This is a genomic window from Neolewinella persica DSM 23188 (assembly GCF_000373105.1).
In the GTDB taxonomy this organism is placed as follows: Bacteria; Bacteroidota; Bacteroidia; order Chitinophagales; family Saprospiraceae; genus Neolewinella; species Neolewinella persica.
This window is the reverse complement of the sequence record NZ_KB890446.1, coordinates 31,822-43,766: the sequence shown is the minus strand read 5'-3', so window position 1 is coordinate 43,766 and position 11,945 is coordinate 31,822. Positions and strand designations below refer to the sequence as shown.

The 11,945-nt window shown below is 53.7% G+C and carries 7 protein-coding genes; 1 reads left to right on the top strand and 6 read right to left on the bottom strand.

From position 1 onward, the window contains the following. The 5 genes from B036_RS30095 to B036_RS30090 form a co-directional block, all read right to left on the bottom strand. Nucleotides 1-3,444 (bottom strand): glycosyl hydrolase, encoded by a 3,444-nt coding sequence (locus B036_RS30095; RefSeq protein ID WP_020570317.1) that lies wholly within the window; start codon nucleotides 3,442-3,444, stop codon nucleotides 1-3. Then, nucleotides 3,438-3,956: a hypothetical protein gene (locus tag B036_RS0118995; RefSeq protein ID WP_026232129.1), complete on the bottom strand. Its 519-nt coding sequence runs from the start codon at nucleotides 3,954-3,956 to the stop codon at nucleotides 3,438-3,440. Before B036_RS0118995 ends, B036_RS30095 begins: the two co-directional genes overlap by 7 nt. 112 nt (nucleotides 3,957-4,068) lie before the next feature. Continuing rightward, on the bottom strand, nucleotides 4,069-7,635 hold the full coding sequence (locus B036_RS0118990) for a sulfatase-like hydrolase/transferase (RefSeq protein WP_245557488.1): 3,567 nt from the start codon (nucleotides 7,633-7,635) through the stop codon (nucleotides 4,069-4,071). Between the two features lie 326 nt (nucleotides 7,636-7,961). Next, the gene (locus tag B036_RS0118985) at nucleotides 7,962-8,540 is read right to left on the bottom strand and encodes a GNAT family N-acetyltransferase (protein ID WP_020570314.1); all 579 of its coding nucleotides are present in this window, start codon (nucleotides 8,538-8,540) and stop codon (nucleotides 7,962-7,964) included. 35 nt (nucleotides 8,541-8,575) lie between these two features. Then, nucleotides 8,576-9,136 (bottom strand): nitroreductase family protein, encoded by a 561-nt coding sequence (locus B036_RS30090; RefSeq protein WP_020570313.1) that lies wholly within the window; start codon nucleotides 9,134-9,136, stop codon nucleotides 8,576-8,578. Between the two features lie 31 nt (nucleotides 9,137-9,167). On the opposite strand from B036_RS30090, the gene B036_RS33980 reads away from it, so the two are divergent. Then, complete coding sequence (locus tag B036_RS33980) at nucleotides 9,168-9,365, top strand: hypothetical protein (RefSeq protein ID WP_169435080.1); 198 nt, start codon at nucleotides 9,168-9,170, stop codon at nucleotides 9,363-9,365. An 84-nt stretch (nucleotides 9,366-9,449) separates the two neighbouring features. Here B036_RS33980 and dnaG read toward each other — a convergent pair whose 3' ends face one another. Beyond that, nucleotides 9,450-11,666 carry a DNA primase gene (gene dnaG / locus B036_RS0118975; RefSeq protein WP_020570311.1) on the bottom strand — a complete coding sequence of 739 codons (2,217 nt, stop codon included), beginning with the start codon at nucleotides 11,664-11,666 and terminating at the stop codon, nucleotides 9,450-9,452. Nucleotides 11,667-11,945: the final 279 nt, after the last annotated feature.

Here is an 11,945-nt window from a genome sequence, read left to right as displayed (position 1 = left end):
TTAGTTTTCAGGCGCGGCCGCAGGTGCAAAAACAAGTTCTTTAAGAGCAAGGATCCGCACCGGCCCCTTCAGCCCCGAAGGAAACAGTTCATCATCCGCATCATAGAAGTCGGCAGTAGTGAAGGTGGTCCGTGGCCCTGGCGGCACCGGCTCATTATTGACGTACCACTGGGGCATCTTTTTCCTAGGTTGGTAGCCGTCCATCTCGTACCCACCATCCTGCTTTGGGAAGCGCTCTTCACCAATCAGGCGGTTGCTCCAGAGGTTGGTGACTTCGATTTCGAGTTGATTTTCTCCGGTTCGCAGGGCGTCCGTGACGTCGATCTTGAAGGGGGGCATCCATAGCACGCCGAGGTTTTTGCCGTTGAGGATTACTTCGGCGACAATGTCTACTTCACCCAGGTCAAGCTGATAGTGGAGTGCTTCGTCGAGCGTGAAGTCAAAACTGGAACGGTACGTCGCCGTGCCGGAATAGTAGTTGATACGTTCGTCGGGGTGTTTAGCCCAGTCGGTCAAGGTATTAAATGTCAATGTTCCGGCAAAGCCATTCTCTTTCCGAAAGGTTACCTGCCAGGGATTGTCGATGGCTAATGGCTCGGCTAGTTCATCAATGGTCCGGGACTGTAAATCCGTGGAACTGAAATATACAACGTAGTCTCCTGGCTGATCGGCCAGTATTGCCGTTGCACTATTTGAGGTACGGTAAAAGCGTTGTTTGCTGTCGGCAGGTTTACTATCCCTTACTAAGGGAGGTGAAGGAGAAACGGGCTGGCGAAAGACGATAAAGGTGGATTCTTCCGGTTCTAGTTCGAGTTTAAAGGCAGTCCCTGAGGTATGTGCTGAGAAACGAACGATATCGGTTATTTCTCCGGTCAGCGGGTTCCACCGTTCGGGTTGTCGGCCACGGATTCGGGTATCTAAGTGCAGCGTGACGGGGGTGCTGTCTTCATTTACCAGGAAATAAATGTCCGTTTCTCCAACGCGGCGGTGTTCGTAGATGGGGGTGTCGTGTTGGCGGGCCTTCAAATCTGGTGAAATCTGGTAAGATTTATAGAGCTCCGACCAATTATGAAACCGCTCCAGTTTAGGTTTGAGGTAGTTCGAGAGTTTTACAAATTCAGCATAATCCTCGGCGCTATGCCCATATCCTGCTAATTGTAAAGGTGCTTCGCCCAATACGATCACGCCGCTTTCAACAATTTTGACTAACCTGCGCAACGTAGGTAGACTCAGTTGATCGCAGTTCTTTAGCGCCAGCATCCGGTAGCGGCCGCCTTCGGGGAGGACAATGTGTTTGTCTTCGAGTGAAGCCCTGTTGATCAATACATCGGTATTGACGTTGTCGTAATTAATCCATTTCGGAATGGCGGGATCGAAATCTTGCCACTTAAAGCGGGAGTTCGGCTTCCCGTCGCCGACGAAGATCATCAGGTCGGCTACGGGATAACCTTGCCGAAGTAGGTAGGATCCCCGGGTGATGTACCGGAACCAAGCTTTCCCAGCGTTGCTCCACCAGGTCTGGGTCCGGTCGAAGTGGAAACCCCAGCGATTCATCGTCATGCCCGGCGTCACGTTGGGGTTGGCCTGGTGCGCGAAGCGGTGGAACATGAACTCGTTGATGCCCATCGCCCAGGCGCGGTCGCCGGAGACCTTGGCCATGGCGGGGTTTCCCCGCCAGTTCAAGCCGGGAGCCGTCGTGAAAGATTCTGCCGAGATCACCGGCTTACCGTAGATGTGGGCGGCGGAGACGGCGGACTCCACCATATTGATCTCCCGGTCCATCCAGAATTCTCCCATCGGGATGTCTGCCGTGCCACCCACGTCCAGGTCATTTAGCGGGCCAAAGCCGTAGGGCTCAACGTAACTCCTGATGCCATCTGCGTGGCACAGCTCGGTGAAGTACTCAAAGTAGTTTTCGGTAAACAGGTCGGAGATCACTTCGCGGTAGTCGTACAGCACCGCTTCTGCCAAACGTTGCTTTTCAACGTCCTTTGCACCGGCGGCCGCGCCCATAAAACGTCCCGCCACCAAGGGGAGAAAAGGAATAAAATCGTAGCCTTTGCGTTCCGCGAAAATTTCGTTGAAACCATCCGTCCAGTTCTGCCCGCCCATCTCGTAGCTATCGATTTCTACGTACTGCATGGCGTTGGGCGCTACCGGTTTGGCGTTATCAAGCACCCGCTTCACAAAGGCATCGTAGTGTTTTTTGAAGGCCGGGCGGCTCAGTTTGTCCACTTCAAGTCCCCGACCTTCGTTGCTTGCCGGGTTGTTGAAGGCTCCGGTGGAAGTTTGGCCGAAACGGAGAATGGTCCATTTGCCGGGTGGCAGGTCATGGGTAAGTACTCCGTTAGGATTAAAATCACCCGTCAGGTTCAGAACGGATGTCGGATCAATGGTCATCCCTGGGGGTGGTGCGCCTATCTCTCCAAGGTCTACATCCTCCGTTCGCGCAATCGCGGTGCGCCCGAGTGGATTCTCAATGAAGTAGGTGCCCGTCAGCCGTGCTTCACGCAGTTCCATCTCCTGATTAAACTGCAGGCGAAAGTGGGCCGCCGTTACCGGGTCAAAGTGATCGTTAACCGCCCATTCTCCTTTCCCTGTTCGAACTTTGAACAGTTCGCGAACATCTTCAAATTTACTGCCGTCATCAGATTTTTGTAGCGTTACCGTTCCGTGGCGATCCGTAAAAATTACGGAAGCGGAACGAATCGTTTTAGGCCGTTGATAAGAAAACTGGAGCCAGGGTTTCGGCTCTCCTTTGCTGCCCAGTTGTGCCTCTCCATCCGTTTTACCGTCGGTAACCAAGCCCGTGTCGTAGCGCTGATCCGAGGCCATTACGGAAGGAATGTTCTCGGCGTCTTCCACCTCAGCCTCCAGGGAGGGATAAGCCAATATGGCAATATCACGATAGTACCCTTCCCTGGTTGTGGGTTGTGCCAGGATTCGCTCCGTTTTCCCGCCACCACCATCAACAATCGTCTCGCTCCACACGACCATTTTCATCGACTCCTCCGGCCTTACCCAAGGCCCGCCGCTGCTGCTCCAGCCATCGCAATTATGCACGCCAAAGCTAAGCCCCAGTCGTTCAGATTCTGCCGCAGCGTGGGTGATCATCTCATGGTGCCGATCAGAATTGTAGGGTACATCACCGACGGGAATCCCCTGACTTACGTTGAACAAAAGTAAACCTCCAATACCCACGTCGGCCATTGATTCGAGGTCTTTCGTCAATCCCACCTTACTCATGTTGCCACTCATGGCGTGGAACCAGGTGCGGGGTTTGGCCTCGTTGGGCGGGTGGAGGAAGCCTGCCGCCAATTCTTCCCCCGTAGGCGCAGCCGACGGATTTGCGGTCGCGCTTTTGGCGGTAGATCTATCGGCATCTCCCGGTTCGCAAGCCAGGAAAACGAGGAGGGTGGCTACAACAGTGAGTAATCTTAGCATCGGTGTAGGATAATTTTACGGACAACGGCCCCATCGCGGTTCATCACCCGGTAATTAAAGAAGTTGTTCGGGACACCACTCTGGCTGTAGGCGTGCATATCGTAGAGCAGGTGTACGGTGCTGTCGATGGTACTGACCCCTACGGCGATCGTGTTGGGAGAATCTCCCATGGTGGGGTCTCCCCGGTAGCCAATGTGCTGATCGGGAAATTCCAGTGTGACCCACGGCGCGGCGGGGTCACCGAGCCGTCGACGGGACAGCCGCAGGAGCCGATTATCCATTCCCCCCTGGTACCAGGTTACAAACACAAATCCGCCGATGACCTCAATACAGTCGCCGTGGGCCGAAATCTGACGACCGAACTGGTAGTCGACACCGCGCTCGCCGTCGAAGTACAAGCCATCGGGAGTGACCAGGCTTTCATCGGCCAGTGCCACAACGTTGCTGCTTTGGGCGCGGGCGCAGGTGCAGAGGAGGGGTAAAACAAGCAGGGTTAGTAGCTTAGTCTTCATTACCGGGTTGTTAACGGGGATGAGGGGCTGTTCTCCGTTAGTTTCGCAATAGAGCAAAGAACAGTTTTTCGCTTTGCGACTGCTTTACCCAGAGCTCAGGCCCTCGCCAATTTTAGAAGGAATTAACGTTGACCTCCAGCACGTTTTTACCGGGAAGTAGCCGAACTGATCCGAAGGCAAGATTTACCTTCTCACCGTTCAGGCTTAGCGCCTGGTTGTCTTTGAGCTGGAGGCTGAACTCTCCAACCATGTTGGCTGGTATGTCTAGGGTGTAAACCTGTTTGCGGCCATTCACCCACTTATATTCCCCGGTGATCGGTCCGCGCAGCGTTGGCACTTTGATGGTGCTTCGCTTCAGGTTACTCATGGCCGGGCGGATGGTGGCCACGCCGTAGCCCGGTGTCTTTGGCTGTATTCCCCACAATTGACGGGGAATTATATTGGCGGGTACCGCGCCCCAGGCGTGGTTCCAGTCCAGGTTGGGTTTGTACCTGAAGCCCCAGGCTTCCATCGAAACCGTGGAGCCTTCACGTATCATATTGTACCAGTTGCGGTCACCAATGGTATCGGCCATCATTTCCAGTGCGTAGTCCTGCATGTCTGCTTCGTAGAGAGCTTCCATCAGGTACTGGGCACCGTAGACCGAGCAGGCCATGCCCCGACTTTTAATGAATGCGCCTACGGATTTCTTGTACTCCTCCGGTACCAGACCAAAGGCAAGGGGGAACATATTGGCGTGGACCGAACTGTGGTCTGTGCCCTCACCGTCTACATAGTAACCCTTTTCCCGATCGAGCATGGTGTTGTTGACGGCCTGCTTGACGCGCAGCGCCAGGATATTGAATTCGAGCTCATCGTCAGTTTTGCCAAGTATCCGGGCAAATTCAGCCATGATGAGCATGTTCTTGTAGAAGAGGGCGTTGATGACGGTATTGTTTGGCATGAAGACGAAACCGTCGCGTTCGCCGGTTACTTCGGGGTTTCCCTGCCAGTTGGCAGATGGCCAGTCGACGATGTCTTTGAGGATGTCCTTCCGTTCTCCAAAGCCGAGCTTCTTCATAAACTCCGGTGTGACGCGGGTAGAGCTGACCATATTATCTTCCCCGACGAGTTCCAGCAGCGTCTTATGCTTCAGCTCGTCGTAGTATTCAGCGATGAGCTCTGTATTGCCGGTATACATGTAGTCGGCGTGGAACATGAGGGCGACGTGTTGTTGCCACTCCGTTGGCCAGGTCGGATACTCCATGAAGTACTCGATGGTACGGCGGCCGATGGCGTATTCGCGGTCGGTAGTGTAATGGCTCAGCTGCTGCAGGTAGGCGTCGGCTTCGTAGGGGATGCGTTCGCGGTCGCCATCAACGTAGAGCCCGGCGAAGGAGGTGGCCTTCATGCTGTAGCGGCACATCTCCCAAACCTGGTTCAGAATGTCGTTGTCGGAGGTAAAATAGCTGGCGTCGTCGTCCCAGTAGGTGTAGTACCGGAGTTGGGTAAAATCACTGCTTTTCAGTTCTCCCTTTGCACCTGCGACCTCGCCATATTTGAACGGCATCAGCACCGGAATACTGTCTGGTAAATGCACTGCAAGCGGCTTCGTATTACGCTCGTCGGGGACGATGGGAAGGGTGTAGGTATGCGTACCTTTCATCACCGGCAGTTGCATTTCCTGGTAACGGATGTGGCCGCCGGGCTTGCGGTCGATCTTACCGTCTTTCAATTTTTCGCCGATGCGGATGGTCAGCACATCGTTACGTTTTGCCGTGTAGGTCAGTTCCATATTGGCATAGCCGTGCTTACCAAAATCGACGAACCAGACGTCACCACGCTTCTCCAGTTTTACCGGCTTCACCCGGTCCATCTGGAAGATGTTCCCGGTGCTCAGGTAACGGCCGCCTTTGTCGCCTTTCTGCCCGGCCCCGTCGCTGGAAAGGGCGATGTAGTTATCCGTCTCGGTATCCACGCCCCGGAACTGCTGTGGTTCGGAGTAGCGCGACAATCTGTTGACGTCGTCCCAAATACGAACCTTCCAGAAATAGGTCTTTTTCGGGTCGAGAGCGGGCCCTTCGTATTCCAGGCCAAAGTTGCGGCTATCGGTTACTTTTTTACTGTCCCATACGTCGCCATTATTTGCGTCGATGTCGCCCCGGGTGGAGGCCACCAGCACCTGGTAAGCCGCCTGGAATTCGGATCCCTCCGGCACGATCCAGCCAAACTCTGGTTTGGGGTCACGCAGAACAATGGTGGCAGGCTCGCGGATGTATTCGAGGGAAAGGCCGGTTGGCGCTGCGGAGTAATTGTCGCTGTATTGAGCGATCAGTTGATCGCATTTTTGCCGTAGGCTACGCAGGATGGGGTAGAAGTCCGGGTCCTCCGCAAGGTTGTTGGTTTCTTGTGGGTCGTCGTTGAGGTTATAGAGTTCTTCGGCGCGCTGATCGTCTACGTAGCGGAAATATTTCCAATCTTTAGTACGTACGCCTTCACTGGGGGGAATCATTTCAAAATCCCAGATGTGCTCGATCAGGACCGTATCCCGATCTGACAGGACTTTCGTCGTGCCGTTAACGACGGGCAGCAGGCTTTGCCCCTGGTAAAAGTCGGGTTTTTTAACGTCTGCTAAATCCAGAATAGTTGCGGGGACGTCGATGTTGAGCGCTAACTGATCGCTGTTGACAGGCTGTTTCCCTCGTGGGTCGAAGATGATCAGCGGCACCCGAACGGAGTTGTCGTACATCAGCCATTTACCGGCCAACTGGCGTTCGCCAAGGAAGTAACCGTTATCGCCCATAAGGATGATGACGGTGTTTTTTTCGAGCCCTTTTGCGGCCAGTTGCTTCCGCAGTTTGCCGATCTCCAGGTCAATGCCAGAGAGCATCCGATAGTACCCTTTTACACTGTGCTGGTACTTTTCGGGGGTGTCGTAGCGCCAGGTCCAGCGGAGGCGATTGAAGCCATCGCGCACCGGTTGGGGCAGGATGTCGAAGTATTTTTGGGCGGCTAGCGCAGGTGCAGGGATGGTGGTAGAGGCAAGGAGGGGAGCAGTGGTCTCTTGCCAGAAATACTGGTCTTTTGCCCGGTCATGGGCGTGCGGTGCGCTGAAGTTGAGCGCCAGGCAGAACGGCTTGTCTTCGGTGGCGTTTTTCTCGATGAAATCCAGGCCTTGCTGACCGGTATACCGCGTCAGGTGAACGGTGTCTCCGTCGATTGTTTTATAGAAATAACCGCGACGGTCATCAAAGGCGTTATTACGGTCGTAGGTTTCGTACTCGTCAAACATCTTTGCTTCGCCCTGATAGCGGATGCCGTATTTGCCATAAAAGCCGGTGTGGTAACCGGCCTGCCGCAGAACTTTGGGGTAAGCAGCTGTCATGTATTCTTCCCGAATGTCTCCCGTCTGGAAGTTGAAGCGGTGCGTCCGTTCGTAAACGCCCGAAAGTAAACTCGCCCGGCTGGCCGCACAGATCGGCGTAGTGACCATGGCGTGGCTGAAATAGGTGCCGGCTTCGGCCAGCTTATCCATTTCTGGTGTGTGGATCAATTCGTTTCCGGCATAGCCCAGAGCGTCGAAGCGCTGATCGTCGGTAAGGATGAAAATGATGTTGGGGCGATCAGGCTGAGCGTCAGCAACGCCACAAAACAGAAGACAAAGGATGTAGGATAGGAAGAAGCGTTGGTTCAGTTGCATGATCATGTCTTTTGCCAAAATTTTGAGCAATTTGCCAGTGCGGAAAAGTAAAGGGTGCATCCGAGTAGAGTGTCCTTTACTATCCTGTTATCTGTGTCGAATGTACACACAAATTTATTTCTGCATCGCAAAGCCAATTATCTAAGGCAATAGACTTACTATCGTTAGGGTAAATCCATTCCTTCGATCAACGAGGATGGTTACAATCTGCGCGTAGGGTTTTGAGCTATTCGGTTAAAGCCGAAGCTACACAACGGGTAAATCCCTTGCGGTTTTCGTCTGCCTGATGGTTTTTGCTCTTTTCCCTTCCTTTCCCCTTTCTTCCCTTACTCTCCGTAGGTTTCCCGGCTAAAGCCGAAGCGGACCAAATCCACCAGCATCCCTCCTGGCTTCCGAAACTCGTTACGCAGGTCACCTTCCCGGCTAAAGCCGACCCGGCGAACCAATCGCTGGCAATCATAATTGTCAGACAATGCGCGTAAGTATATCTTTTCCAATGCTAACTGCTTGAACCCAAAGCGGACGACCCTGGCCAGTACCTCGGTCATTAAACCAACCTTTTGATGGTCCCTGTCGATGAAAAAGCTGATCTCAGCACTGGGCACTTCCCAGTTGATCTCAAATAAGTGGATGTAGCCAATTAGCTTAGTGGATTCGTTCGACCAAATACCGAAAGTATAGTCTTGTTGGAGTAGCCAGGCAGCGATGCGTTCCCGTAGGAAAGCCTCTGCGGCATCATCGGTAGCGGATATCTCTCCTACCAGCAGGGGGAAATGGTCCTGGAGGATGTCCCGGTTGGCGTAAATCAACTTTTGAAATGCTACCCCTTCATTCTCGCGAAAACGCCGCACAACACAGCGGTTAGTGAGTAAGGCAGTATCGACGTTGAAAAGTTCTGGACGCATGGCTGGGGTGCTAATAATTAATGTTTTGTGGCAGACTACTTTGTCCAAATCACCTTATCCTCCCACGCTCCGCGTGGGCGCGGCAGGTCGGGCATCTCGTAATGGCCAAGATAGAAAAGGCCCAGGCATCGTTCGTTGTCCTCGGCATCGGGCCATTGACCATAACGACCGCAAAGGAACCCCGGACTAGACCAGTAGCCGCCCAGGTCATAATGATCAAGGCTTACCCACAGGTTTTCGACCGCGCAGGCCACGGCTGCAACTTCTTCCCATTCCGGAAGGCTACCAGTCGGGTCACGGTGCAGGAATACGGCAATGACTACTGGCGATTGGTCGATCTTTTTGGCAAATTTTGGCGCGACCTTAGGGTCCCGAACCTCTGGCGCACGGGCAGCTTCGTAGACCTCTTTGACCGTTTGGCTGAGTTGATCCCGTCCTGCTCCGGTGTATACCCGGAAACGCCATGGTTCCGTTTTTTTATGGCTCGGCGCCATGTTGGCCGCTTCGAGTAAGGCTTCAATGGAAGCCTCCTCAACGGGCTGATCGGTAAAGAATTGTGGAAATACGGACCTGCGGTTTTTTATGGCTGGTAACATGGGCTTATTTTGGCGGGGCAAGGTAGGGAAAATGCGGTGGAAACTGGTTTGCTTGTTGGGGACGTGTGTAAAACAAATTGAAGAGGCTGAAGTCGTCCGACCAGTTCTTTTAGCCTGGCGTAGCCGGCTAAAAGAACTGGTCGGACGACCGCTCCAGGCCATTGTTCGCAAACTGACGGATCGTTTTTACCTGACGCAGTCGGTAAAAATTCCGTCTGACGGCTTCTGAGTCATCATCTGGGTGCGATATGTTGTCCACATATTGGGGGCACTTTAAAATAAGGAATCGCTACAAGATGAAGCTTTAGCGAAGCTACTTCCCCAACACCACCGTTCCTAACTCAGCCGCCAGCGCCTTTCGCATTTCATCCAGCTTCATCTGTAGTTTCATGTGCAGGACAAGTTTCTTATGGTCATCGCCCTTCTCGTATTCTTTGATCTTACGGATGTTGTCTTTGCATTTCCGGTCGATTTTCTCCATCCGGAAAATGCGCAGGAAGTTCTCTGCATAGAGTTTATGGTTCTCGGTCGGGTGTTTTTGGCGGAGGTACACTTTGTACTTCTCTTGCCAATTGGGGCTCATCGTATGCGGACTCAATGTAGCAGAAACGGCCATCTGCCGGATATTTTCCTCCGGATGATTCAGGTACCACTCCGGAGCGGGTCCTTGCTGATGCTGCCGGACGTAATCGGCTACGAGTACCGCGACCTTCCGGTATTGTTCACTGTCGAAATCTCCCAGTATATCGGCAGTATTAGCCGTCAGGAAACCTGCAATTGACGTATTGGTCTCTTCATCGTGCAGCTTACTACCGTGGACGATGAGGATCTTGACAAGATCTTGTTCCTGAAAGGTGTGACCGGTAAAAAGCAGTGCTTCCTTCAACGGGTCTTTACCCGGCATCTCCGGCACCTGGCCATCGATGAAGGGCGGAGGAATCTCTATGCCGCCACTGTCATCAAACCCAGGTTCCTGCATTCCGGCCCAGCCGCCGTCGTCCATACCGCCCCAGTCGGGCGCGTAGTCGTCGTTGCCAGCGGGCGGGGGCTCCGCCCCCGCAAACCCAGGTTCCTGCATCCCTGCCCAACGGTCTTCAGTGGGCGGCGGAGGTATATCTTTCTTATTGGGACGTTGCGGCCGCTGCGGACGAACGGGGGGCAGGCCAGGGGCATTCTCCGCCCGGGCGTTCCGCTCCCTTCGCCGCTGCTCGCGGTCTTGTTCTTTCTTTACTTCCTCCCGGCGATCAGCCACGGCCTGGTTGACCAGGTTCACCAGCAGGCTTTCCTCCAGACCCAATCTGCCGGTAAACTGCTGCAGGTAACCAGCACGTTTCAGGGGGTCTTCCACCAGCGCCAGGGTGGCGATGCTGGAGCGGATCGCGTCGCTACGGGCGGCCACGTCGTCTCCGGCTTCTTCCAGTAGCAGGTCTGCTTTGAAGAAGAGGAAGTCACGGCGTTTCTTGGTCAGGTACTCTTCGAAGGCGGTGGTACCGACCTTCTGCATGTAGCTGTCGGGGTCCTCGCCGTCGGGCAGGATGACGACGCGGACGTTTAGTCCTTCGATCAGGAGGACATCAACACCGCGCAGGGCTGCCTTTATGCCAGCCTTGTCACCATCATATAGCAGGGTAACGTTTTCGGTTTGTCGTTTAACGAGCCGGGCTTGTCCCGAAGTAAGACTGGTGCCCGAGGTAGCAACAACGTTTTCTATGCCGTGCTGGTGCAGGCTGATGACGTCGGTGTAACCCTCCACCATGTACACATTGTCCAGCTTCCGAACCATCCCCCGGGCCTGGTGCAGGCCGTACAGGACGTCGGATTTATGGTAAATCTCCGACTCCGGACTATTGACGTACTTCGGCGCCTTAACGTCCTTTTTCAGGATCCGACCGGCAAACGCGATCGGCTTACCGCTCAGGTTATGGATCGTGAACATGACCCGGTCCCAGAAGAAGTCTTTCTTGTTCCGGATCAGGCCGAGCTTATCGAGTTGTTCTTCTTTGTAGCCGCTGGCCAGGGCAGCTTTGTACAGTCCGTTTCGGCTGTTGGGGGCAAAGCCGAGGCCGAATTTCTCCATGACATCGCGGCGGAAGCCGCGACTTTTGAAGTAGCTCAGTCCAATGCTTTTGCCTTCATCCGTATTGTACAGCTGATCGGCATACCATTGCTGCGCAAACTCATTGACCAGGATCAGGCTCTCCTTTTCCTGCCGTTCTTCCTTGACTTCCTGGCTGACTTCTTTTTCCTCGAGTTGGATGTTGTACTTGGCGGCAATCTTACGGATGGCATCGGGGTAGGTGAGCTGTTCCAGCGTCATCAGGAACTTGATCGGATCCCCGCCTTCCCCACAGCCAAAGCATTTGTAGATGTTACGGCTTGGGTTAACGTTGAAGCTCGGCGTCTTTTCGTTGTGAAAAGGACAGAGTCCCAGCATATTCTGTCCGCGCCGACGCAGGTTTACATAGTCGCCCACGATGTCTTCCACGCGGGCGGTGTCTTTTACGAGTTGTATGCTTTCGTCGGTGATCATTGGATGTGCAAGATAGAATCAAGTTGTCGGGTTATCAAGTTGTCCATACCATCATCTTTCCTAAAATATTGGATTGCTCCTAAAACCTTCCAGTCAAAGACTCCGACTACTCGATAACCTGACAACCTGAAAAACAGATTTTTCACTGTCACCACCGCGTCATTTAACCCAAGTCGCGAATTTTCGCAAACGCTGAAACCCAACGTTTACGTAGGCTTAGCCCTACTTTAACGTTAATTAACAGTTTCCTGTGCATACTTTTTGGGGTTTCGAGCGTCT

Bases quoted from the DNA above. Each gene is read 5' to 3' on its own strand.
- B036_RS0118995 (WP_026232129.1), bottom strand. From the start codon at position 3,956: ATGAAGACTAAGCTACTAACCCTGCTTGTTTTACCCCTCCTCTGCACC.
- B036_RS0118985 (WP_020570314.1), bottom strand. From the start codon at position 8,540: ATGCGTCCAGAACTTTTCAACGTCGATACTGCCTTACTCACTAACCGC.
- B036_RS30095 (WP_020570317.1), bottom strand. From the start codon at position 3,444: ATGCTAAGATTACTCACTGTTGTAGCCACCCTCCTCGTTTTCCTGGCT.
- B036_RS33980 (WP_169435080.1), top strand. From the start codon at position 9,168: ATGCGGTGGAAACTGGTTTGCTTGTTGGGGACGTGTGTAAAACAAATT.
- dnaG (WP_020570311.1), bottom strand. From the start codon at position 11,666: ATGATCACCGACGAAAGCATACAACTCGTAAAAGACACCGCCCGCGTG.
- B036_RS30090 (WP_020570313.1), bottom strand. From the start codon at position 9,136: ATGTTACCAGCCATAAAAAACCGCAGGTCCGTATTTCCACAATTCTTT.
- B036_RS0118990 (WP_245557488.1), bottom strand. From the start codon at position 7,635: ATGCAACTGAACCAACGCTTCTTCCTATCCTACATCCTTTGTCTTCTG.